Source organism: Halobacillus sp. K22 (genome assembly GCF_052246795.1).
Taxonomy (GTDB): Bacteria; Bacillota; Bacilli; order Bacillales; family Halobacillaceae; genus Halobacillus.
Genome location: NZ_JBQQCN010000020.1, coordinates 25,560 through 49,881, shown reverse-complemented (window position 1 = coordinate 49,881; position 24,322 = coordinate 25,560). Strand labels below are relative to the sequence as shown.

Below are 24,322 nucleotides of genomic sequence, written 5' to 3'. Positions count from 1 at the left end.
ATGTGGCAAGGATTGCTTCATCATTATCGTGAATTTCTTCCTGTTACTGATCAGACGCCGAATCTGTCTTTACAGGAAGGCAATACTCCCCTTTTATCCATACCTACGATTTCTAAGGAGTATGGAATTGAAGGGTATGTAAAAATTGAAGGCGCCAACCCAACCGGATCGTTTAAAGACCGCGGGATGGTGATGGCGATGGCGAAAGCAATTGAAGAAGGCTCGAAAGCTGTCATCTGCGCATCAACCGGCAACACATCTGCTTCTGCGGCAGCCTTTGCCGCCCGTGCCGGTCTCCGGTGCATCGTAGTCATACCTGATGGCAAAATCGCTCAAGGGAAACTCGCCCAGGCCGTCATGTACGGTGCTGAGATCTTCTCCATTAAAGGGAATTTTGATCAGGCATTGAAAATGGTAAGAGAAATAGCTGAACGCGAACCAGTAACGCTTGTAAACTCTTTGAACCCTTACCGGATCGAAGGCCAGAAAACCGCTGCCTTTGAAGTATGTGATGTTCTAGGCGAAGCGCCTGACGTTCTATCTATTCCGGTTGGCAACGCTGGCAACATTACTGCTTATTGGCGCGGCTTCCAGGAATATCACGAAAAATATGGTCATCAGCTTCCTAAGATGATGGGCTTTGAAGCCAGTGGTGCGGCTGCCATCGTCCGTAATCAGGTCATTGAAGATCCTGAAACGCTGGCAACAGCGATTCGGATTGGTAACCCCGCAAGCTGGGAGAAGGCGATTCATGCAAAAGAACAATCAGGCGGCCTAATTGATGAAGTAACGGATGAGGAAATCGTAGAAGCGTATCAGCTCCTGGCTCAAAAAGAAGGAGTGTTTGCTGAACCTGCTTCATGTGCGTCGATCGCAGGTATGCTTAAGAAAGTGAAAAGCGGCGATATTCCACAAGGGGCAAAAGTGGTGCATGTTCTGACTGGGAACGGACTGAAAGATCCAGCTGCCGCGATTGATACAAGTCCGGTCAAACCAACCGTTATCGAAAACGATATCAATCAGTTTGCCGATGCGATCTCAGGAGTACGCTCATGAATACGTTTCAAATCCGGGTCCCCGCAACTTCCGCTAATCTAGGTCCAGGATTTGACTCCATCGGCATTGCCCTTTCCAAATACGTGACGCTCCAATGCCAGCCTGCAGATAAGTGGTCGTTCGGCGTGCCTGATGAGGATAAGCCTCATATCCCATCCGGAAAAGATAATTTAATTTACATGACCGCCATCTATACCGCAACGGCTTACGGATATGATGAACTCCCTCCGTACCATGTGGAGTTAATCAATGATGTACCGGTTGCCCGTGGTCTTGGCAGTTCCTCTACCGCTGTTGTAGGAGGAATAGAACTAGCTAACCAGCTGCTGAACCTTAACCTTAGCCGTTATGATAAATTACAGCTTGCCTGTGCTATTGAAGGTCACCCGGATAATGTCGCTCCGGCCATCTACGGAGGAATCATGGTCTCAAGTTATGACGGGAACCATTTAGATTTTGTCCATTTTACCAAAGGACTGGAAGACCTGACCTGGCTTGCTATAGTCCCCGATTTCCATCTGGAAACGGAAAAAGCACGCAATCTGCTGCCTCAGGATATCAAGTATAAAAAGGCCGTTCATGCCAGCGGGACAGCCAATGTGCTTGTTGCTGCCCTGGCTGCCCAGAACTGGGAACTGGCTGGCAAAATGATGATGAAAGACCAGTGGCACCAGCCGTACCGGAAAGAGTTAATTCCTGATTTTGATGCCATAGCAGTCAAAGTGAAGGAACTGAATGCAGCCGGAATGTATATTAGCGGCGCAGGTCCAACAATGGTGGCTTTATTTGAACAATTAAGCGAAGAGAAACTTGTTCTTCTGCAAAAAGAACTTCCCGCCTATCAAGTGGAAGCTTTACAAGTGGATAATCATGGATTGGAAGTGACTTCTTCTAGTCTTCCAAGCAGACACGCTTAGTAAAAAGATCCCGGTGATGGTTAAATCACCGGGATCTTCTATGCTTTATAAAAGTTGGTTTAGATAAAACTGCTGTTTAGTCTTTCTCTCACGTAGATTGTTACACTATCTGGCCGTATACTGTAAGAGTTGAATTCGAGATAAATGGGGTCCGTTTACGAAAAGCAGATGAGGGTGGCTACAGAAACAACTCGCTTTCCTGCGGGGGAACTGGCAAGCCTCCTCGGTCGCTGTCACTCCCTGTGGGGTCTCGCCTAGCTCCTTCTCCCGCGGGAGTCTCCTTGTTTCCTTCGCCACCCTATGATTGAAAAGTAACGGACCCTTTCTATATACGATTGGGGTGTATGGTCCTGCTCAAATGCTTCTATAGCGGGAAGTAGCCACACATACACGCTCATGGTTTTAAGTTTATCTCCATCATAATCTGGAGCGTTACAAGCATGATTTCGAGCTCCATATTTCGCAAGGTCCGGAGGGGGGCGACGAAGACGCCTGCGGGATGAACATGATCGGTGATATCCCGCAGGGCTGTTAAGCCCGAGGAAGCTTACCACAGAAGAGGAGGTTCGACTAAGAACTCCACGTCCTGTGGCAACGTCGAACGACCCTGCATCGTGCAGGGCCGGAAAGCGAAATCGTCCCACGAAGGACCTTCCTCATAACCAATCACTTGAAATTAAGCCTTACAGTAACGGGAGCTTTTCTGTAATATGGTTTTAGTGGAGTCTTTTATAAAAAATAGAAAGTAGGACTACACCTGTTAAAGCCCCGGCTGTATCGATCATCACATCTCCTATGTATGGAGTTCGGTTAGGGGTTAAGGACTGGTGAAATTCATCAAATGCGGCATAGAGGACCGTTATGCAAAGGGCATACAGGAGTTCACGGCCAAACGGCAGCCGCCACGTTTTGTGAATAGCGTTCCATAAAGTTACCATAAGCAAAAAGAACATAAAAAAATGAGCGGACTTCCGTATTAAAAATTCAATAACACCATCCACGCCTTGGGTTTCAACACTGACTTCCTCCCCGTGGTAAGTGAAGTGAATAGGATCCGCTAGAGGCCGCAGCCATTCCACTGGAATCCATTGGTTCATCGCTGGTTTAATATTTTGTTCCTCATAAGGCTGCGAAGAAAAAATAAATAAAATAATCATAATAGTAACGGGCAATAGTTGATAAATTACATTTTTAAACATATCATTACACTTCCTGTGATCTTTTGTACCTTTCTATACTATTAGTTTACTATACCTTCCACTATGAAAAACATTAATTAATATTTCACACTATTAATAATTGATATTTTTGTATACAATATATTTGTAGATTAGAAAAAAGGGGATTTTTACATGGCGAAGAGAAGCAAACAATATGATTACGACCTGAGTGAAGTAAAGCGATTAATCAGTGAATCTGATAAAAACTATCGCGAAATCTCCGCTGAGACTGGCTGCCCATATGCTAGTGTAGTCTATCATGGACGCAAAATACGCGGCCGAGTAAACCGCATGCATAATCAGCAGGCCAGTGAAGAGCAGGAGAGCATCGTCCTTCCTATCACGGAAGAAACCGAAGAGACACCTACAATGATGTCTGGCGGGACAGCATTAAGTATCTCAAGAAATGACGTACACATTCAGGATGCCGAGCAGGAAGCTGCTAAAATGATTAAAGCAGCGAAAGCCTTAGGATTAAGTAAAATCAACATAACTATAGAAAAATAAGCTTTTGTCAGGCCCTGGAATATTTCTCCAGGGTTTTTATATTAAGAGCCGCACTGTTTTCCAGCTTTTTTCTGGCATGCCGTCCCCAGTTCTTAACGGCATCTCTGGTTACTCCCTCTCTAACAGCGATTTGATCCACAGAAAAGTCATGGATAATCGAATAATAGATCCATTTCCACTGATTATCGGTAAGCAGTCTTCGAATACTTTTCCATAAATACGGGTCAAACACCACATCCTCCACTTGATAAAGTTGCATATGAATCACATGGTCCTGAAACCGCGTTTCTGATTCCACCGTCCGATTATCTTTTCTTATTTTATCGATCAATGTGTTGCGAATCTTCCAATTGATGTAAGACTTCAGGGTACCCGCTTCTTCATCATATGTATCATAGGCCTGCCACAAGGCATACAGCCCCTCAGCGAAAAAATCCCCATTCCGGTCAATAATGTTCAGTTTTCTTATATGGTAATAGATTAACCGTTTATTTTCCTCAACAACTTTTGCAAAATCACGATCCTTTATCATGAATGACACCCGCTTTCGATTTTTTTCATTTCATAATTATAATCGATAGAAAATTAGATTTTGGTGTCATCTTTTTGCATAATTTTTTAATTTTTAACAAAAAGTGAGGTTAAAAATTGGTTTTTCAGTCTTAAACTCTATTGATTTAACATCTTCAAATGTTTATGGTTTACCGAATTAGGCAATTGAATAATTAAATGATAATTACGGAGGCGTTATTCTTGAATTCGCCACGCTCCTTATATCCTCTTGTTCGCATCTGGTTGGATGGGACCCCCACGACCTTCATGCACGCTTTTTTTGAAGAGCTTGCTTATGAGTGGATTGTGGAAATTGTGAATCCTCATCCTTTGCCGCTTATGGAAGACAAAGAATACGTAATGAATCTATCTTTTGAATTGGACGATGGAACGATGTATTCTTCACTTGCGATTCAATCTTATACAATGGAACAAGGAAATGAGTTTACGGTTTATCGCTTTTTTATGTATCCTCATATTTAAAATCTCCTCGATCATCCCAGGCTCTTTTCTTCTATGGATCATCTAATGTTATACTAAAAAGAACGTTTGTGAAGAAAGGAAGAGACCTGTGTCTTATCTATTATTTGCCTTGTTCTTTGTCGGCTATTTGCTCGTTGGATCTTTCACCGACCTGGTGGAACTATCCTCTTTTGCAACGATGATATCGATAGCACTGATATTTACGAACTTATATTTGTTCATTAAATCCAGAAAGAATACGGATAAAGAAGAAACGTAACAAAAAAGTCCCGCCAAAATGGCAGGACTTTTTCTATATCAGTCATAAAGCTGCTTCGATCATTTAATTAAAAAAGAGTCAGAGAATTCTTCTGACTCTTTTTTTATTTAGTCTAGTTCTGCTAACAGCTTAGCAATTATTTCAATAGCTGTCTGAACGATTACTTCTGTTTGTACTTCTGTTTGTCTGACCGTTATACCCTCTGAATATTCAATTACAATATTCTGGTTTTGAACTTGAACAGCAGAAATATCTTCTGCAAGTTTTTCTAATTTACTAGTATCTCTGCTATTTACTTGAGAATCGAATGTTAGAATTGCTGCTTCAATTACAGCGGCAAGAGAACTTTGAACCAATACCAATGTCTGAACTTCAGTTTGAGTAACGTCAATGTTTTGGCTGTTGCGAATATATAAACCTTGCGATTCTGTATTAACTCCTGTAGCCTCTTGCAAACTTTCATATTCAGTTTCATTCATTTTTTGGCAACTCCCCATGTTATTAAACCTCCTTTATCATTTTTTGTCTTACATGGTAGCTTATTCACATTGGTAATTTTTGTATAGAACAAATAACTAGATTTTACTATTTTTTCAAATCTTCCATACTAAGAAGTTACGTCCCTATGAAGTCTCGCTTTTTGTATCCACTTCCTATAGGGATCTTCAAGACAAGTTGAAGTTCTTTTTTTGTACCACATAGATACTAGAAAAAACGATCCAATAGGTTTAACAAATGCATACAAATCTAATATTGCATAACAGCTCCATTTCGAAAGCTTACATAGAATCACCAAAATAAACCTACCGCATATTCAAATAAAAAAAGTAGCCCACCGCGAGAAAACTAAATAGAATAAATTAGATTCTATCCCTTTAAGGATAAGAGACAGATGTGGATTTTATCGCTTATCTCTAATATGTACAGACCGATAACCATAAATCGAATATAGATGGTATATAGAACACAAAAATAGGAGTTATTGAAATGTGTACAAATATATCGATTCCACGTAAGTCAATTCGCTTTCCTCTCATTTCGGCAAGGACAATGGATTGGGTTGAAGTGCTTCCTACATCCGTTGATTTTATACCGCGAGGACAGTCTTTTCCAGAAACAAGAGAGCCCGGAGAAATACAATGGGAAAATAAATTAGCTTTTATTGGAGCAGGTCTCAAACCTCTTAAGCCTGAACGGGACACACGTTATTATTGGGATGGAATAAACGAGGCAGGTCTATCTGCAGCAAGCTTGTATTTAGGTTGTACGGAATATCCCCGCACCAAAAAAGACGTCCCTCTTCTAACTCAGGTGAATGTAGTTTCATATATTTTGGGAAATTTCCAAAAGATTGGGGAAGTGGAGAAAGCACTATCTGAAATTACCATCATAGGCTCTACGATTTTTGAAGGAGCAAACTTCCACTATATTTTTAGTGATCCCTCCGGGAATCATTTAATTATTGAATTTATAGGTGGAGAAATGCGGACGTATAAAACCACGTTAGGGGTACTGACTAACGATCCTCCTTATGATTGGCATCTCAATAATCTAGCTTTATACGAACACTTAACTTTAAAAGATAAATGCAATTCGATTTGTGAGGAAGAAATCACGGGCAGTGGGCAACTTGGTATCCCAGGAGATCCTACCCCACAATCACGTTTTGTTCGATCAGCATTTCTACAACAAACACAATTTTTCCCCGATAACCTCCAACAAAGTATCGGAGGAGCACGACAAATCATACAAACACTGGCTGTACCTGTTGGGACCGTCTATTTAAAAAACTTCGAAGGCGTATATGATTGGACTCAATGGAGTGTTATAAGGGATCATACCAACCTTAGCTATTATTTCTTTACCGACTTCAACACTAACCTTTACGGCTTTCACCTGGGAGAGTTAGATTTAAACGCCAGGGACAAAGTTAGAATAAATATCAACCAGCCTTTGTGGTTTCTAGATATTACTCAAAAATTCCAATAAAAACAATAAGTAGAGATATTAAAGGAGAAAAGGTCTATGTTGAGTCAGCTGCTGTTCATTAGATCCAGAAAGCACACAGATTAATTAAAAAGTCCCGCCAAAAAATGGCAGGACTTTTTTATGTTAATATATTGAGAGTAATAGGAATCGTAACTACGCTTAACAGCGTCGTGATTAAGGTAATGCTTGAAACGAGCTCGGGCTTCGAGTCAAATTGGACAGCATACATAGTCGTCGTGGCTGCGGATGGCATAGCTGCGGAAATAATAAGTACATTAGCCATCATGTCATTCATAGGAAGAATAACCGTCAGGGCCCAGGCAATCAGCGGAGAACCTAGTAATCTCAAGAGAGCTGCATAAGAGATTTTACTCCAGTCTAAATTTTTCACGGTTATGTTCGCAAGCTGCATACCCAGGAGAATCATAATGGACGGGATCGTCGCGTCACCGACCAGCTGGATGCTGGACATGAGATTCTCAGACACCGGAATCGATGCATATTTAAAAAGCAGTGCAATCCAGACGGCATGGGTGGGGGGCATTTTAAGGACTGTCTTGAGAGCCATCCCAATACCGGTTCCGCCTTTTGCCGCATAATAGACCCCAAAGAAGTTCATGACGATCTGCTGGAGAACCATAAAGGAAACGGAATAAACGAAGCCTGCTTCTCCAAAAGCGAATAAGACAATAGGAGCTCCGTAGTTTCCCGCGTTCATAAACGCGGTGGATAGAATCAACCCGCTTTCTGTAGGGGTATCAAAATTGAATACCTTAGCGGCGATTTTGTTCACTGCCAGTATGGAAAACAGTAAAAAGACAGAAAACAGCACCATCATTAAGTAACTTTGATTAAACTCTGCTTCGTAAAAGGTTTTGAATACCAGGCAGGGAAGCATAATATACAGGGTTACAGTAGAGATCGATTTAATTTCTAAATGTAAGATTTTTTGTAAGGCGTATCCTGCGAAAAATACGAGAATGACAGGAAGAACGACCTGGAAGAATATCGTCATTGTTAAACCTCCTGCTTGCGATAAACTAGATTACAATTTAATTAGTTTACCAGAAAAATAATAGATTCCATAACCTTATGATCAACCAAAACCTGTCACCTCAGGTCATCCATAATTTGGATGACCTGAGGTGACAGGTTTTTACATTGATGGAAGAAGGATTATTTCATAGGTATAGCGAATAAATGGTATTGGATATATATTTGAAAGGATGATTATTATGGCAAACCCTAAACGCATCTGGTTTCCCCGTGCCTGTTTCCATATTACAGCTCGAGGCAACAGAAAAACGGATATCTTTTATGAACCGAACGATCGGTACCGTTATTTGCAGCTTTTAACTGAAGCTAAGCAAAGTTACCCTTTTAAACTCCACGCTTACTGTCTCATGACCAATCACATCCACTTGCTTGTAGAAACCATTAACCATCCCCCTGGTACTTTCATGAAAGAAATCCATTCTAAGTATGCCATGTATTTTAATAAGAAATATGACTATGCCGGGCACCTTTTTCAAGGTCCTTATAAAGCAGATCTTCAAGGTGATGTAAACGCCCTGCTTCAAGTAAGCCGGTATATTCACTTAAATCCATGCCGGGCATTAATTACCTCAAAGCCTGAAACTTACAAATGGAGCAGTTATCCTCACTACCTATCTCTTCTGCCTTACCCTTCTACAATAGTTACCACCTCCACCATCCTCTCCTACTTCAAAAGCCCTGAGGAATACGCCTTCTTTGTGAATCTGGGAAATAAAACCACCTCAGGTCATCCATAATCTGGATGACCTGAGGTGGAAGAAATAGGTTACTTTTTCACGACGGCGTGCCCGCCGAATTCGTTCCTGAGTGCTGCAACGACTTTGCCTGAGAAGGTATCATCTTCCTGAGAACGATAGCGCGTCATCAGGGACATAGCGATAACTGGCGCTGCCATTTCATACTCAATGGCGGTTTCCAGTGTCCATTTTCCTTCACCGGAAGAGTTCATCACTCCGCGAATATCTTCAAGCTTCGCATCCTTCGAGAAGGCACTCTCCATAAGTTCGATTAACCATGAGCGGATGACAGAACCGTTGTTCCACACTTTGGATACCGCTTCGTAATCATAATCAAATGGACTCTTTTCCAAGATCTCATAGCCTTCTGCAATGGATTGCATCATTCCATATTCAATACCGTTATGCACCATCTTCAGGAAGTGTCCGCTCGCGGCACGTCCTGCATAGTGGTAACCGTTTTCAACGGAGGTATCTGCAAAAATCGGCTCGATCTCTCTGAACTGCTCTTCGTCTCCGCCGATCATAAAGCAGCCGCCGTGCCGGGCCCCTTCTGTACCGCCGCTTGTTCCTACGTCAAAGAAGAACATATCCTTCTCTTCAAACTGTTCCGCGCGGCGCAGGCTGTCTTTATAATTGGAGTTTCCTCCATCAATGACACGATCACCTGCTTCTAGTAAACCGGACAGCTCGTCCAGGACAGATTGAGTGATTTCACCTGCTGGAACCATGACCCAAACCGTACGAGGTGCTTCCAGATTTTCAACAAGCTCTTTCAAATCGTTAGCAGGAACCGCCCCCGCATTCGCGATTTCTTTTATTTGATCTGCGTTCACATCGTTTGCTACTACTTCATGTCCATGATCCATCAGGTTCAATCCCAGGTTGTACCCCATTTTTCCAAGACCTATTAATCCAATCTTCATTGTTTTACCCCTTTCTCTTAAAACGCATCGATTCTCTTTTTGAAAATTTTTTTCTATATTTTAGATTATACAATAATTTTTTTTTAACACAATGGGTTCTGAAAAATATTTTACACCTCATAACTTTATTTTGAAATTTTTTTCATTTACAATGGAGATAATAGAAGATGCAGGACAGGAGGAACAGTCATGGCAGAAGCCCCAACCAAACACGTGATCAATCGAATCCGTTCATCATATAGTCAATTTAGTGAGAAAGAAAAATTAATTGCCGATTACATTTTAGAAAACAGGGATCAAATTGTGCATTCGACGATTAATCAAGTAGCAGATGACCTTATGGTCGCTGATGCAACCGTTTTCAGGTTTTGTAAAAGGCTCGGCTTCAAAGGCTATCAGGCGATGAAAATTGCCCTCGCCTCAGAAACCGTAAATCCCATTCAAGATATACATGAAACCATTACAGAAAACGATACGGACCTTGAGATAACAGAAAAAGTATTCCAGGCTAACATCCGCGCTCTCGAAGCCTCTCGCGATATTCAGAATCATGAAACTCTGGCAAAGGCTATGGAAGATCTGCTTTCAGCCAAGCGTGTCTTCTTTTATGGCAGCGGTGGCTCAGGGATACTTGCGATGGATGCACATCACAAATTTTTACGCACTGGTATGGAGACGCATGCTTATACTGACTCTCACCTGCAGTTAATGTCTGCTTCACAGCTTAAAGAAGGTGATTTAGCAGTCGTGATCTCGCATACAGGTTCCAATAAAGACATCCTTGATATTGTAGATGTTGCTAAATCAAATGGCGCACGTGTAATAGCCATTACCAACTTTGCGAAGTCGCCTTTAACTAAATCGGTCGATTTGAGCCTCTATACGGTTGCCCAAGAGACGGAATACCGTTCCGAAGCACTGGCTTCAAGGATCGCCGGATTAACCCTGATCGACTCCCTGTTTGTTAATTACAGCATAAAGAAAAAGGAACAAGCGAAAGCATCCACCCAGAAAATGAGAAACGCTATCTCCAGAAAACGAATGTAAACCGTCCCCTGCCGGAATTTAACTTCCAATATATGTATGACCTGAGGTGGAATATTATGGTTGACTAAGAGCACATTTAATGGTGTGGGGGCTGCTGATTCTTAATAAAGGATGCTGCATCCATCGTAAATTAACAGCCTCTTGTATGTGTGGTAAATAAATCCACCTCAGGTCATCCAATATTTGGATGACCTGAGGTGGAACTTTCTTCCTTATGTTATTTGGCGTCTTTGATCCAGGCTTCTCCGTCTTTATACTGAATTTGCTCTGGATAATGCATATCCTGAACTTCCTCCTGCAATTTTTGAGAAGGCGGAGGCGTCATAAGCGAGACTACAATGTTTGTGATCAGCGCAGCTGAAGCTCCAAACACCCCTGCTCCCGTATCAATAATTCCGAGAATTGTGAAGCCGCCATATTTAGCAGCGAAAATGTAACCAAGTGTCACCGACAATCCGACAAGCATCCCAGCAACTACACCAGGCCCGTTGGCCCGTTTCCACCAGACCCCGAGTATGAGCGCCGGGAAAAATGAACCGGAGGCAAGAGCAAAGGCCCAGGCTACAATTTGGGTAATCGCTCCTGGCGGGTTCAGCGCCACTAGACCCGCCACAACGGTAGCGGCCACAATTGAAATCCTGCCGACGGCGAGACGCTTCTGCTCGGTGGCTTTTGGATTAATGGAACGATAATAAATATCGTGGGACAAAGCAGCTGATATGGCGATCATCAAACCTCCCGCTGTCGATAAAGCAGCTGCCATAGCCCCTGCCGCCATAAGACCAATGACGAAGATACCGAGGTCTGCAATTTCCGGTGTCGCCATTACGACAATGTCATTACTAATCACAAGCTCAGACCATTGAAGAACTCCATCACTGTTTCCATCCGCAAGCGACAGTCGTCCAGTGTCCACCCAGGCTTCAGTCCAGCCAGGCAGATTATTGAGAGATGATCCGGCCACTTCGGTCATTAAAATAAAACGTGAAAAGGCCGCGTAGGCAGGAGCAGATAAGTAAAGCAATCCAATAAATAATAGCGCCCATGCTCCGCTCCAGCGAGCCGCTTTCATTGTAGCAACTGTATAAAACCGGACAATAACGTGAGGCAGACCAGCTGTTCCAGCCATCAGCGTAAACATTAACGCCATGAACTGCCACTTCGTCGCTTCCGTAAAAGGAACTACATATTCAGAAATTCCAAGCTCCTGATCCAGCACTCTCATTTCTGAAATTACATCTCCGTAAGAAAGCCACGGAATAGGATTCTGAGTGAGCTGCATGGACATAAAAATAACCGGGATTAAGTACGCGATAATCAGCACTAAGTACTGAGCAACCTGCGTCCACGTTATCCCTTTCATACCGCCTAATGCTGAATAAAAAGCAATGAGAACCACACCAATCAGCGTCCCGATTACCGTGTTGACCTCAAGCAAACGTCCAATTACTACCCCTGAACCGGAAAGCTGACCGACTGAGTACGTGAAGCTGATTATAATTGTTGCTACTGCGGCAATCAGCCGGGCCGCATTACTTTTATAACGATCACCGATGAATTCGGGCACCGTATAGCGTCCGAATTTTCTTAATTGCGGTGCCAATAGGAAGGTTAACAGTAGATATCCGCCTGTCCACCCCATAATATAAGCCAGTCCATCATACCCGAGCACCATTACCGTGCCGGCCATTCCGATGAATGAAGCTGCACTCATCCAATCAGCGCCGATAGCCATTCCGTTAAAAACAGGAGGTACACCGCGTCCTGCCACGTAAAAGTCAGAGGTGGCCCGTGCCATATTGAACACGGCAATCCCTATGTATAGTCCAAACGTTGCTAAGATTAAAATTAGAGATACTACAAATTGTTCGTTCATCCTTCTCCCCCTTCCCTATTGATTCGCTGCCTGGTCTTCATCCTGGCTGCTCACATGCTTAGGATTGATGCCGTATTTACGATCAACAGCGTCACTGACAATGGCATTAACAAATAACAGAGCAATGAAAGTGACCACCGCTCCCTGAGCTCCCATATAGTAAGGGAGCGGAATCCCCATTACGCTAAAGGACGAAAGCTGCTGCGTAAATAGCACAACTCCATAGGACACGGTTACGCCAATCAATAAATAAACAGTAATCAGGATCGTTCGTAAACGTACATAAGACTTCGCTTTAGCCGGATCCATTTTTTTCAAGTGGTTTCACCTCCTTTCAAGTTTCTATCTTCTCAGCCTCTTAAATTAAAAATGAACTGCACGGTTTCCCAGAACGGGAGAGGTACCATCATAATTTTTACAACCGCGATCACGATAATGGATGCAATAGGTAAGGCAAATAAGACGGGACGCTTCTTTTTTAAAGCCATTACTACAGACAGAATCGTGATCAATCCTAATACAATTGGGATAATCAAATCTTTTCCTCCTTTTATGTAAGCGGTGTCATAATTGTGTTAAAAAAAAGACCCCCCCTCTTATTAATTTGAAAAATTAGAATAAACTGAATATTATAAGTGTTATTATTCTAAATATATCAATTAATGTCAACCGGTCGAAGGTACTTCCCATTGAACATACCCACCGTTCAGTAGCGAAAAAATGGATTTCAGCTCGATTAAAGAAGAAAAGGTTAATTTTTTGTAAATCGACAAATAGGATCGAAAGCGAGGCAAAACAAGTAAAAACCTTCACCTCAGGTCATCCAGATTCTGGATGACCTGAGGTGGAAGGTTATGGAAATAGCTTTCGCCAAGTGGCAGGTCCTGTCATGCCGTCAATCTGAAGTTTGTGATTCGCTTGAAATTCGCGGATGGCAGATTCCGTCTGTCTTCCGTAGCTTCCATCCACATCTATACCAAGTACGCGCTGGACCTGTCTGACAAACTTGCCGGATGCGCCCCTTTTTAAGGGAAAACCCGGATAACGGCTTGCCTTTAATGCTCCCGAAGTTTCCTTCCCCACCACGCCATCGACTTGAAGCAGCCAATCTTTCTGAAACTCCCGCACCGCTGCTTCTGTACGCGGTCCAAAATGTCCGTCGATGCCTGTCTTCCCCAATCGATATCCCCGTGCCATTAGCACAGTTTGAACCTCTTTCACTAAAGGACCGCTCATCCCTCTTCTCAACACGCTCACCCCACCGGGAGCACTCCCCGGCGCTAACTCCAAATGCGGATAATCAGGGAAGGACTTCCAATCTCCTCCCCAGGAAAATCCGAGACCTTTAGCAATTGCTGCTGCCCGCCTCCACCGTTCATCCACCTTCCACAAAGCTTTCCGGCCATCTTCCGACACAATAAAATAATCAATTGCCCATCCTTTATTGTGATTGCTTTGACCGGGCTGAGCTTTCGTTACGATTTTTCCTGGCTTTCCGTATTTTTTCCCCTGCCACACATAATTCGGACGCCCCTGCCCGTAAAGCCTGGCCTGCTCCTCCATGGATCGAAACCCTGAAGAAATTTGTACAGGAATTCCTTTTTTATAAGCTAGTTCAATGAACTCCAGGGCACGTTTTCGGACTTCCGTTTGCACGTTTCCCATGTTGCGAATGCTGCGTTCCTTAAGCTTCTGAACCTCAATCATATAATCCCCTCCTCCCTTTACTAATCGTTTGGATTGTTCATTACGTGTCATGTTTTTGGAATTGAACTTATACACTTATAAAAAAGGCACGTCCCCTATCTCAAGAAAGGATGCGATACTATGCTTTGTCCCTCTTGTCATTGTGAACAAGCAGCTGGAAACTTCTGCTCCATCTGTGGAACCTCTTTTCGTGAAGCTGAAACGAATGATGATGATGCGATCTATGAGGTTATTCCTGTCGCCGAACCCTATGGTTCCGCAGAAAGTGCCGTGTTAACCCGAGTATCCAGAAATAATTACGAATCGAAACGGCTCAGAGGCTACACGGACTATTTTCATCGGATTATAAAAAATCCTGTTCAGTCTTTAGCGACAGAACACGATCATTTTTACTACGGGTTGCTATCAATCGGAATTTACATGATTACCTTTGCGTTAAGCTTCTATTTTCTTGCTAACAAAATTTACACGTCTATGCTTGGCGGACTTTCAACCCTATTTTCTGAACAAGGCAGCCAACAAGCTCTGCCCTTTATTAATTTTACCTCATCAATTTTCTTTTTTGTTCTCTTATTCGTCGGCTCAGCTATTGTCGGCATGTACACTTCGAATCTGCTGATGGGAAAGGGAATGTCCCTTAAGCGGCTCATAGCCCAGTACGGAAGTGTAGTTCTTCCTTTCGCCGGTCTCAACGTACTCGCTATCGTCTTTGGACTTGCAGGATCCGCCACACTTACTTTACTCACGGCTGGACTTTCTTTGCTCTTTACCATCTCTATCCTTCCGGCACTTTTCATCTATCACCATGGACTGAACCAGACGGCATCCTCCCGCTCTTTTTATTGGAGTGTAGGTACAGCTGCTGCCTCCATGGTTATCTCTTACTTAATTGTCCGTATCTATGTGATAGAGTTTCTGTCCCAATTGTTAGCAGCTGGAAATTCCTAATAATTTTTAATAAAACTGAATGGAAGGTTAATGTTTTTACTAATAAATAGGCGCTGTTAAACTTCCATGTTGATCTTAAGGATAAGCTCCTGTTACTTGAAGACTCAGTTTCGAGATATCTAGTGAGAGAGTTAGGTCCTGCGGGGAACGACTCGCTTTCCGTGGGCATGGGCTGAGCCTCCTCAAGCTAAAGCTTTCCGGGGTCTCACCGATCATGTTTATCCCACAGGAGTCTCCCCGTTCCCCTCCGGACCTTTCCGAATCAGAAACTCGAAACCACTTAACACACATCTGCTTGGTGAGGAAAAGCATAGGATAAAGCATTTATTTTCATGCTAGAATGATGTGAAAAAGCTTGTCATAGAAGCATTTAGGACCTATTTAGAAGGGGAGCATTCTCTCTTCTGGAAGGGTCCGTTATTCTCCAGTGGCTGGGTTGGTGGGGAAATGGCGAAACTCCCATGGGAGAAGGGACTAGGTGAGATCCCGCAGGGAGTGAAACGAGCGAGGAAGCTCATGGTAAAAGGAGGATCGACTAAGGTCGCCACGTCCTGTGGCAACGTCGATCGACCCTACGTCGTGTAGGGCCATAGGAAAGCGAGTTATTTCCCCACCAGCCCCCTCCTTATATCGTAACGGACCAAATATATCTCGAAATCGAGTCTTCAACTATCCGGCCCTATTGTTTAAGAAGTCTCTTATGAAAAATCAACAATAAACTTTAACAGAGGCAAAGAGCGTGAAAAATCCGTTTCTTAACATTTGAACGGCTGAAGATGTTCAAGAAAAAGAGTCGTCCCTCCTTTCCCTGTTCAGATTTAGATCCCATAATGATACCTATAAAAAGAAGAGTTGAGCTTTACATTCAACTCTTCTTTTTTGTCTTCTTCAACAGAGGAATTTACCTATTAAACCTGTATATGCCACTTGAAATAATTTGAATCTGTAAAAAAGCTTCAAGGTATCTCCGCAATAATAACTGGTCATTTTCCTGCGTTCGATCCTTCTATGTGTTACAAGCCCAAGCATTCTTTTGTCCCTTCACACCAACTCCCAGAACTTATCATCCCCCTGCTTGAAATCCAGTTCTCTCACTTAGATCACTCTAAAATTCAAAAGAATATTATTTTTATTACTAAAATACTTGTAATAAAACAACTATATATGTAATAATAAAAAACAACATATGAAAGCCCTTACTTATAAACAGAACGGGAGAGGTTGTAATGGTGGTGAGCTCTGTTTCTCGCCTTGAGAAAAAGTCTAGCAGCAGTGTCGAGTACCCTCGACCACAGTTTAAAAGAAATCATTGGTACGACTTAAATGGAACCTGGGAATTCGCCTGGGATGATCAAAATATTGGCGAACAGGAAGGCTGGCATCAGGCCGAGGAAAGCCTGCCGCAGCAGATTAAAGTTCCTTACGCTTATCAATGTAAGAACTCTGGTATCAATTCACAGGAACCACACGATGTAGTCTGGTATAAACGTAGTTTTCACTGGGAAAAAAAAGATGATCTTGAGCTTCTCCTGCACTTTGAAGCCGTCGATTACCATACAAAGGTATGGGTAAACGGCCAGTTTGTTGGAGATCACATCGGTGGTCACACTCCTTTCAACTTTTCAATTGGCTCCGCTGTACGGGGTGGAAACAATGTGATCACTGTCCGGGCTGAAGATAGAAATGGGGTCGAGCAGCCTATCGGGAAGCAATCATGGAAGTCAGAGAACTTCTTATGCTGGTACACGAGGACAACGGGGATTTGGCAGCCGGTATGGCTCGAAGAAGTATCCTCTCTGCATTTGAAAGATGTGAAGATGACGCCCGATTTATCCCAATCCAGTTTACAAGTTGAAGCTGAACTTCCGTTTCATCAGTCGAAGGCTTATTTGGAAGCCCACGTTTACTTCAAAGATGAATGGATCCATTCAGCAGGAGCCTGGATTAAACCCAATCAAACAAAAGTTGATTTCCAGGTAGACGCCGAATCCGACCAGGCTGATTTTCGAGTTTATTATTGGACGCCGGACCAGCCGCAATTATATGATATTTACTTTTCTTTAAAAGTCGATGACGAAACCGTCGATCAGGCGGAAAGCTACTTCGGCATGCGAAGCATTGAAGTGAAGGATGACAAAATTCTGCTGAACCAGGAATTTTTCTATCAAAAGTTAATCCTGGATCAAGGCTATTATAAAGATTCACTAATGACGGCAAGTTATGAGCAGATGCACTCTGATTTAACGAAAGTAAAAGCAATGGGATTCAATGGTGTCAGACGTCATCAAACGATTGCCGAACGCAGATATATGACGATTTGCGACGAATTGGGGCTTGTAATGTGGGCTGAAATGCCAAGTATATTTAAGTTTTCCGATTCATCCATGCAGGCCATGCAAAAAGAAACCAGAGAAATGGTAACGAAGCATTATAATCATCCTTCAGTGATTGTCTATACGCTGATGAATGAGTCATGGGGAGTTAACGAAATTTACCACCGCAAAGATCAGCAGAATTTTGTAAACGCTCTATACTATCAGACCAAAGCTCAGGACCCTACAAGGCTGATAGTTGGAAATGACGGCTGGGAACACACCGTTACGGATATTTTAACGATTCATGACTATAACTCTTCTGCAGAAGAAATAACTGCCACCTATAAGGAGAAAGCTTCCTACGTAAATGGAAGTCCATCAAAAACAAGCAAAAAGCAGAACTTTGCCGCTAATTATGAGTACAGTGGTCAACCTATCATTATGAGTGAATTTGGCGGGATCGCCTTCAGCTCTCAAGGAGACGCGAATACATGGGGATACGGTTCCCGCCCGCAAACGGAAAAGGACGCTTTAGCAAGATTTGAGAAACTAATGAAAGCAGTTATGGAAACCAGTTCATTTCAGGGATTCTGCTATACGCAGCTGACAGACGTGGAACAGGAAGTCAATGGTTTGCTGGACCACGATCATAACGAGAAATTTGATCAGCAGGAAATTCGCTCGATTTTATCTTCCGCTCAGGCCGATGGGTTTATTTTTGAATAACAAGAAGGAGGAGAGAACTGTGGAAACAGCTAAACAGAATTCGCAGACAGAAGGAACGTATAAGGAGGATATCCGGAAAAAAGAGATTGCTTCCTATTTCGGTTACGGCTTTGCGCAGTGTATCAGCTTTGGTCTATTAGGTTCTTATGTACTCTTTTTTTACACCGACATTTTAGGAATATCAGCGGCAGCTGCCAGTCTGATCTTCCTGATCGCGAGAACGTGGGATGCCATAAATGATCCCTTAATGGCTTCCATTATGGATACCCTTCATTCTAAACATGGCAAGTTCCGGCCCTATCTTAAATACATGCCGTTTTTAATTGTTCTATCTACTATTGCCTGTTTTATTCCACTGGATGGTTTAAGTATGACCGCCAAAGTTATCTATGCCGGTGCAACTTATATCATCTGGGGGATGGTTTATACCGCTTCTGACGTTCCATTCTGGTCCCTGTCCTCCGTTATGAGTCAGGACGCACAGCAACGAACAAAATTGATAACGTTTGCCAATATGGGAGTGTTTACAGGGATTGCTTTGTCTCCTACGATTTTCATTCCGCTGACCGAATGGCTTGGCGGGGATGACATGGGACAGGGCTACCTGCTTGCCACCATCGTATTGATGGCGATTGCTCTGCCGATTATGTTAAACGGCTTTCGCAATACGAAAGAACGAGTAAAACCGCCTAAGGCTAAGGTGCAGTTTTCAGACGGGGTTCGGGCTATTAGAGCCAATAAACCGATGTTTGCCGTGCTGGTCGTCTTCTTCTGTAATGTATTCATGAATATTACCCAGGCTTTGAATATTTACTTTTTTACGTACAATCTTGGAAACGCTTCCTTAATGACGATTTTCGGAATTATCAGCTTTGCCAGCTGTATCGGATTTTTTATCATTCCAAAGCTTGCTCACAAGTATAAGAAAAAGCACATGCTTATGGTGATCGTTGCAGCGGATGTTCTCATTCGAATTGTCTGGTTCAGTCTTGGCTATTCCAGTGTCGTTGTATCCTTTATCTTTATCGGAATTACGATGCTGCTTTATACCACAACCGGTCCTTTAATCTCAGGAATGCTTGCAGAAACGATTGAATACACCGAACTTAAGACTGGAAAACGAAACGAAGCTGTTATTTTCTCCGGGCAAACCTTTACCGGCAAATTGTCTGTAGCTGTTTCCGGAGGAGCTACCGGATTGATTCTGACAGCCATCAACTATCAGTCCAATCAGGCGCAGAGTGAATTTACACTCGACATGCTGTTTTTCGTCATTGCTTTACTTCCTGCACTAGGTTCCATCATCCGATTTATCATCATGTACTTCTACTCCTATACAGAAACGGAATATAAAGAAACTGTAGAAAAAATAAACCTCAGAAAACAGGAAACCGAGGCTTCCCCTCAAAGCTAATGGGAAAGGAGAAGGAATACGATTCGTATCCTTCTCCTTTTATAATTTTGTTATACTATGGAAAAGATCCTTTTAGACACGGAGGCCTACGCATTGAAAAAATTGTCCCTAACCTTTGAAAATATGCTGCCGATCAGCAAAGTTTTATCCAATCCTACGAGAATTAATATATTGAATCTATTAAGTGATAAACCTCATAACGTAAATGAATTAGCAGAAAAGCTGGAACTCCCCTTTTCTACGACCGCCTCTCATATTAATAAGCTGGAGGAAGTCGAATTAATTGTGACGGAACTGGTGCCGGGAAGAGGAACCCAAAAAGTAAGTGCCATCAATTATGACCGGATCATCATGGACTTATTTAACAAAGAAGAACAGTCTAATGAACAGGAACTTACTCTTGAGATGAATATTGGAGATTACCTGGATTGTTACGCTGTTCCTAACTGCGGACTGGTGGGCACGGATGAGTATATCGGACACCAGGATGACCCGCGCTCTTTTTACGAAACGGAACGAAAGCATGCCCAGCTGCTTTATTTCAGAGATGGATACGTCGAGTATCGATTCCCTAACCGTATTCCTTACGAGTGGACCACAAAAGAAGTCACCTTTAGTGCAGAAGTTTGCTCAGAAGCGCCAAACTACAAACTGGCCTGGCCTTCTGATATCACCGCCTGGATTAATCATAAGGAGGCCGGAACCTGGACCTCTCCGGGAGATTTTGGGGGCGAACGGGGAATCTACACTCCTGAATGGTGGCGGACCAGCTTGACTCAATATGGGCAGCTGAAACAATGGAAAATCAAAGAGGATGGCTGTTATATTGATAACGAAAAAGTATCTGAGCTTTCCATTGAAGATCTCAAGCTTCGTGATTACCCGTATGTAGCTTTCAAATTAGGCATCAAAGAGGAAGCTGTGAACAAAGGCGGTATGAATTTATTCGGCCCCAACTTCGGAAACCATGATCAGGGGATTGTGATGACCATTAAATATGAAAAGTCTTAATTTCCATAAAAAAGAGCTTCCCGCTAGTAGCAGGGAAGCTTTTTTGTCGTTATACCGTAACTTTTTCCATTTCAAAATAGGGCAGCATACATCCATGTGCCTCCATTCAAAATACCTTTATATAAGAGGCTGTTAAAGTTTATGGTTGATTTATAATAAAAGGCTTACTTCGCTAAAGGGCCGGATAGTTGAAGGCTCGATTTCGAGATATATTGGGTCCATTACGAGATGAGGAGCAGGTTGGTGGGGAAATAACGGCCCCTTCCAGAAGAGGGGATGATCTCCTTCTAAATAGTTCCTAAATACTTCTATGACAATCTTTTTTACATGGTTCTAGCATGAAAATACACTCTTATCCCATGCTTTTTTTCTCACCAAGCAATCCATGTATGAAGTGGTTTCGAGTTTATGATTCGGCCAGGTCCGGAGGGGGACGATGAAGACTCCTGCGGGATGAACATGATCGGTGAGATCCCGCAGGGCTGTTAAGCCCGAGGAAGCTCAGCACATGCCCGCGGAAAGCGAAATCGTCCCCCGCAGGACCTAATTCTCACAAAAGTCTCGAAACTGAGTCTTCCAGTAAGGGGAGCTTTACCTTAAAATCAACACGAGAGTTTAACAGAGTTTATATAAAAAAGGTGGTCAATTGCCTGTCCTTTGAACTCTTCTCTCCACCTCCTCACTCTGAGCCTGCAATTCTTCCTCTTCCTTCACCGGTTTCTTGGACCAGAAAGTAGCCAGAATGGGGCCAGAGATATTATGCCATACCGCCGCAACCACATTCGGCAGGGCAGCGAGAGGTCCGAAATGTGCCGTTGCAAGCGCCACGCCTAGACCTGAGTTTTGCATGCCGACTTCAATGGAAATCGCACGCCGTTTGCTCTCATCCAGTTTCATCAGCATAGCAGCCCCATATCCAAGTATAAGACCGAGCAGATTATGAAGAGCTACAGCCGTAAAAATCTGCAGTCCAGAGCTAGTAATACTTTCCACATTCGCCGCCACAACAGCACAGACAATAATAATTATAGCCAGTACTGAAATGAGTGGGATCGCCGTTGCACTTTTATCCACCGTTCGCGGAAATAGCTTCCTGATAAGAACTCCCAGCGTGATCGGTACAATGATGACCTGGACAATCGATAGAAACATAGAAACCGGATCCACCGGAAGCCACTGTCCCGCGAGCATCAATAAAATCACCGGCGTAAGAATCGGAGCAAGCAGAGTAGAAAAAGAGGTCATCGCCACGGACAGCGCAAGGTTACCTTTGGCTAGATAAACCATAACATTAGAAGCCGTCCCACCGGGTACCGATCCAAGCAGGACCAGTCCAGCCGCTAATTCTGCAGGAAGATTAAGCAGATAAGCAATTCCGAAGGCGATAAGCGGCATAAGTAGATACTGAGCCGCTACCCCTGCTACAACAGGAAGTGGTTTTTTGATCACCAATTGAAAATCCACCGGCTTTAGTGTTAGCCCCATCCCAAACATGACGACTCCGAGCAGGATCGTAATATACGCTCCGAGACCGAGAAATGCATCTGGTAAAAAGAAAGCTATGAGAGCTGCTGCTATGACCCATAGGGCAAAATACTTTCCAGCGATTCGACTTATGGATTCGATCACCTTCATTGATCATTCCTCCTTTCATTATCAACCAGTTTACCAGGATTCATGATTCCTTTAGGGTCAATGGCTGCTTTGACCGCTTCCATCACTGGAAGAGCTTTCCCATGTTCCCGCTCCTGATATTTCATTTTTCCTTTGCCGACTCCATGCTCTCCGGTGCAGGTGCCTCCTCGGGCCAGTGCATACTCTACAATTTCTTCATTGAATTTCTCAGCTTTTTGGAGTTCCTCTTCATTTTCCATATCGATCATAAGGAGCGCGTGGTAGTTCCCGTCCCCAACATGGCCTAGAATACCTGACTCAAGATCCAGCTCAGCAATTTTTTCTCTGCCATGTCGAATCGCACCCGCAAGTTCCGAGATCGGCACGCAGACGTCAGTCACCATCATTTTTTTACCAGGACTGCCATGAATGTAGGCATAGGCTAAATTGTGCCTTGCCTCCCAGAGCTTCGTGCGCGCCGCATTATCTTTTTCAAAATGGATGACTTCACACTCATGAGTCCTCACGATTTCTTCCATAAAAGCGACGTCCTCTTGAAGTCCTGCCTCATTACCGTGAAATTCTAGAAACAGAGTTGCTTTTTCTATGTAATCCGTCCCATTAAACTGATTCACTCTTCGAATAGAAGCTTCATCCAGCAGCTCTACACGGGCAACAGGAACGCCTGCTTGCAGCATCGAAATCACAGCCTCTACCGCGTGATCAATGGTCGGGAAGGAGGCTCTCGCCGCCATAACGTGTTCAGGAATACCATAGACTCTTAATGTTAACTCTGTTATACAGCCAAGCGTCCCCTCCGAGCCCACATAGAGACTGGTCAGATCATATCCAGAAGATGATTTTCTCGCCAGGCTTCCAGTGTGAATGATTTCTCCATTGGGTAAAACAACTTCCAGATCCTGAACCTGATCCTTCATTACGCCGTATTTCACTGATGTTGTCCCACTCGCATTTGTAGCAGCCATCCCCCCAAGAGTAGCATCAGCCCCTGGATCTACCGAGAAAAATAATCCATGCTTTTTTAAAGCCTTGTTTAACTGCGACCTGGTTACTCCAGGCTGCACTTTTACCAGAAAGTCTTTGTCCCGTATTTCGGTGACCTTATTCATGGAAGAAAAATCAATTGTGATCCCTTTATCGTAAGCGATTACATGTCCTTCCAGACTTGATCCTAATCCAAACGGAATAACTGGTGTACCGGAGTCATCTGCCACTTTTATCACTTTACTGATTTCCTCCGCGCTTTCTGGAAAGACCACAAGATCAGGGAGACTTCCTTCATGATAGGATTCATCTTTACTATGTTGATAGAGAATCGTCTCATTGATACTCACTTGATCCTCTCTCAAAAATTGCAGCAGCTTCTCTTGTAAAACTACTACGTCTGTACTCATATTATTCGACTCCTTTCTCCATTTGCAGGGTTAAACTGTTGGATAATATTATCACAATTATCTGAAAACTACAACGTATGCTGGAAGTGCATTCATAAAGAAAAGAGAAGGCAGATTTATGCTGCCTTCTCTTCCTTAAGATGCATCCACACATTCAGCGCAAAAAACAAAATCCCCGCTGTCGTAAGTGTCGCACCACCCGCAATAACCGGCGTCAATGATTCAAGCTGAAGAGTACTCATTAGAAAAAGTCCAGCCATCATTAGAGGTAAGCCGATATTATGAAGCCAAAAGTGAATTTTCCCTAACTTTGAAACAGCGAGCTGCGGGAATAAATGATATAAGATACCAGCAAGTGTTAAAGCCGTCCATCCTAATAAGTTGATATGCACATGTACAGGCGCTAATGCGTAATCATGGACGATAGACATGTAGTATCCCAGTAAAACCCCCATTACAAAATAAATCGTGGAGATTTTTATTAGTGTTATTCCGATGATACTCACCTCCTTCATTCACTCTATTCCAGATCCCAGTTAATCAGAAT

At 43.2% G+C, this 24,322-nt stretch carries 24 protein-coding genes; 12 read left to right on the top strand and 12 right to left on the bottom strand.

From position 1 onward, the window contains the following. On the top strand, nt 1-1,056 hold the full coding sequence (thrC, locus tag ACTWPM_RS14415; RefSeq protein ID WP_443133727.1) for a threonine synthase: 1,056 nt from the start codon (nt 1-3) through the stop codon (nt 1,054-1,056). After that, nucleotides 1,053-1,973 (top strand): homoserine kinase, encoded by a 921-nt coding sequence (thrB, locus tag ACTWPM_RS14410; RefSeq protein WP_443133726.1) that lies wholly within the window; start codon nt 1,053-1,055, stop codon nt 1,971-1,973. The genes thrC and thrB overlap by 4 nt, the downstream gene beginning before the upstream one ends. A gap of 716 nt (nt 1,974-2,689) precedes the next feature. On the opposite strand, the gene ACTWPM_RS14405 is transcribed toward thrB, so the two are convergent. Continuing rightward, nucleotides 2,690-3,172: a VanZ family protein gene (locus ACTWPM_RS14405; RefSeq protein WP_443133725.1), complete on the bottom strand. Its 483-nt coding sequence runs from the start codon at nt 3,170-3,172 to the stop codon at nt 2,690-2,692. A gap of 153 nt (nt 3,173-3,325) precedes the next feature. Between ACTWPM_RS14405 and ACTWPM_RS14400 the strand changes: the two genes are divergently transcribed. Further along, nucleotides 3,326-3,700, top strand: a complete 375-nt coding sequence (locus ACTWPM_RS14400) for a hypothetical protein (protein ID WP_443133724.1) — start codon at nt 3,326-3,328, stop codon at nt 3,698-3,700. Nucleotides 3,701-3,707: 7 nt separating this feature from the next. Here ACTWPM_RS14400 and ACTWPM_RS14395 read toward each other — a convergent pair whose 3' ends face one another. Beyond that, a complete protein-coding gene (locus ACTWPM_RS14395; RefSeq protein WP_443133723.1) occupies nt 3,708-4,232 on the bottom strand; it encodes a sigma-70 family RNA polymerase sigma factor in 525 nt (174 codons plus the stop codon). 221 nt (nt 4,233-4,453) lie between these two features. Between ACTWPM_RS14395 and ACTWPM_RS14390 the strand changes: the two genes are divergently transcribed. Then, nucleotides 4,454-4,735: a hypothetical protein gene (locus tag ACTWPM_RS14390; protein ID WP_443133722.1), complete on the top strand. Its 282-nt coding sequence runs from the start codon at nt 4,454-4,456 to the stop codon at nt 4,733-4,735. Nucleotides 4,736-4,823: 88 nt separating this feature from the next. Continuing rightward, nucleotides 4,824-4,994, top strand: coding sequence for a hypothetical protein (locus ACTWPM_RS14385; RefSeq protein WP_443133721.1), 171 nt, complete (start codon nt 4,824-4,826; stop codon nt 4,992-4,994). Nucleotides 4,995-5,101: 107 nt separating this feature from the next. On the opposite strand, the gene ACTWPM_RS14380 is transcribed toward ACTWPM_RS14385, so the two are convergent. Beyond that, nucleotides 5,102-5,473: a hypothetical protein gene (locus ACTWPM_RS14380; RefSeq protein WP_443133720.1), complete on the bottom strand. Its 372-nt coding sequence runs from the start codon at nt 5,471-5,473 to the stop codon at nt 5,102-5,104. 508 nt (nt 5,474-5,981) lie between these two features. Here ACTWPM_RS14380 and ACTWPM_RS14375 point away from each other — a divergent pair. After that, nucleotides 5,982-6,983, top strand: a complete 1,002-nt coding sequence (locus tag ACTWPM_RS14375; protein WP_443133719.1) for a linear amide C-N hydrolase — start codon at nt 5,982-5,984, stop codon at nt 6,981-6,983. A gap of 118 nt (nt 6,984-7,101) precedes the next feature. On the opposite strand, the gene ACTWPM_RS14370 is transcribed toward ACTWPM_RS14375, so the two are convergent. Continuing rightward, nucleotides 7,102-7,998: an AEC family transporter gene (locus ACTWPM_RS14370; RefSeq protein ID WP_443133718.1), complete on the bottom strand. Its 897-nt coding sequence runs from the start codon at nt 7,996-7,998 to the stop codon at nt 7,102-7,104. A gap of 220 nt (nt 7,999-8,218) precedes the next feature. Here ACTWPM_RS14370 and ACTWPM_RS14365 point away from each other — a divergent pair, with 220 nt between their 5' ends. Beyond that, nucleotides 8,219-8,776 carry a transposase gene (locus ACTWPM_RS14365; RefSeq protein WP_443133717.1) on the top strand — a complete coding sequence of 186 codons (558 nt, stop codon included), beginning with the start codon at nt 8,219-8,221 and terminating at the stop codon, nt 8,774-8,776. Nucleotides 8,777-8,805: 29 nt separating this feature from the next. On the opposite strand, the gene gnd is transcribed toward ACTWPM_RS14365, so the two are convergent. Then, nucleotides 8,806-9,702 (bottom strand): phosphogluconate dehydrogenase (NAD(+)-dependent, decarboxylating), encoded by an 897-nt coding sequence (gene gnd, locus ACTWPM_RS14360; RefSeq protein WP_443133716.1) that lies wholly within the window; start codon nt 9,700-9,702, stop codon nt 8,806-8,808. Between the two features lie 189 nt (nt 9,703-9,891). Here gnd and ACTWPM_RS14355 point away from each other — a divergent pair, with 189 nt between their 5' ends. Beyond that, complete coding sequence (locus ACTWPM_RS14355) at nt 9,892-10,749, top strand: MurR/RpiR family transcriptional regulator (RefSeq protein WP_443133715.1); 858 nt, start codon at nt 9,892-9,894, stop codon at nt 10,747-10,749. Nucleotides 10,750-10,966: 217 nt separating this feature from the next. Here the strand turns inward: ACTWPM_RS14355 and ACTWPM_RS14350 are convergent, their stop codons facing one another. From ACTWPM_RS14350 to ACTWPM_RS14335, 4 genes are all read right to left on the bottom strand, one after another. Then, nucleotides 10,967-12,625, bottom strand: a complete 1,659-nt coding sequence (locus ACTWPM_RS14350; protein WP_443133714.1) for a sodium:solute symporter family protein — start codon at nt 12,623-12,625, stop codon at nt 10,967-10,969. A gap of 15 nt (nt 12,626-12,640) precedes the next feature. Beyond that, nucleotides 12,641-12,943 (bottom strand): DUF4212 domain-containing protein, encoded by a 303-nt coding sequence (locus ACTWPM_RS14345; protein ID WP_443133713.1) that lies wholly within the window; start codon nt 12,941-12,943, stop codon nt 12,641-12,643. Nucleotides 12,944-12,975: 32 nt separating this feature from the next. Continuing rightward, on the bottom strand, nt 12,976-13,161 hold the full coding sequence (locus ACTWPM_RS14340; protein WP_443133712.1) for a hypothetical protein: 186 nt from the start codon (nt 13,159-13,161) through the stop codon (nt 12,976-12,978). A gap of 316 nt (nt 13,162-13,477) precedes the next feature. Then, nucleotides 13,478-14,332: a peptidoglycan-binding protein gene (locus ACTWPM_RS14335; RefSeq protein WP_443133711.1), complete on the bottom strand. Its 855-nt coding sequence runs from the start codon at nt 14,330-14,332 to the stop codon at nt 13,478-13,480. Between the two features lie 120 nt (nt 14,333-14,452). Between ACTWPM_RS14335 and ACTWPM_RS14330 the strand changes: the two genes are divergently transcribed. From ACTWPM_RS14330 to ACTWPM_RS14315, 4 genes are all read left to right on the top strand, one after another. Continuing rightward, nucleotides 14,453-15,280 (top strand): hypothetical protein, encoded by an 828-nt coding sequence (locus ACTWPM_RS14330; RefSeq protein ID WP_443133710.1) that lies wholly within the window; start codon nt 14,453-14,455, stop codon nt 15,278-15,280. 1,226 nt (nt 15,281-16,506) lie between these two features. Continuing rightward, nucleotides 16,507-18,321: a glycoside hydrolase family 2 protein gene (locus ACTWPM_RS14325; RefSeq protein ID WP_443133709.1), complete on the top strand. Its 1,815-nt coding sequence runs from the start codon at nt 16,507-16,509 to the stop codon at nt 18,319-18,321. 19 nt (nt 18,322-18,340) lie between these two features. After that, nucleotides 18,341-19,735: an MFS transporter gene (locus ACTWPM_RS14320; RefSeq protein WP_443133708.1), complete on the top strand. Its 1,395-nt coding sequence runs from the start codon at nt 18,341-18,343 to the stop codon at nt 19,733-19,735. Nucleotides 19,736-19,828: 93 nt separating this feature from the next. Next, a complete protein-coding gene (locus tag ACTWPM_RS14315; RefSeq protein WP_443133707.1) occupies nt 19,829-20,746 on the top strand; it encodes an ArsR/SmtB family transcription factor in 918 nt (305 codons plus the stop codon). Nucleotides 20,747-21,388: 642 nt separating this feature from the next. Here ACTWPM_RS14315 and ACTWPM_RS14310 read toward each other — a convergent pair. The 3 genes from ACTWPM_RS14310 to ACTWPM_RS14300 all read right to left on the bottom strand — a co-directional run bounded on the left by ACTWPM_RS14310 (nt 21,389) and on the right by ACTWPM_RS14300 (nt 24,290). Beyond that, a complete protein-coding gene (locus tag ACTWPM_RS14310; RefSeq protein ID WP_443133706.1) occupies nt 21,389-22,381 on the bottom strand; it encodes a bile acid:sodium symporter family protein in 993 nt (330 codons plus the stop codon). Beyond that, nucleotides 22,378-23,775 carry an FAD-binding oxidoreductase gene (locus ACTWPM_RS14305; protein WP_443133705.1) on the bottom strand — a complete coding sequence of 466 codons (1,398 nt, stop codon included), beginning with the start codon at nt 23,773-23,775 and terminating at the stop codon, nt 22,378-22,380. Before ACTWPM_RS14305 ends, ACTWPM_RS14310 begins: the two co-directional genes overlap by 4 nt. A gap of 116 nt (nt 23,776-23,891) precedes the next feature. After that, a complete protein-coding gene (locus ACTWPM_RS14300; protein ID WP_443133704.1) occupies nt 23,892-24,290 on the bottom strand; it encodes a cytochrome-c oxidase in 399 nt (132 codons plus the stop codon). Nucleotides 24,291-24,322 lie beyond the last annotated feature (32 nt).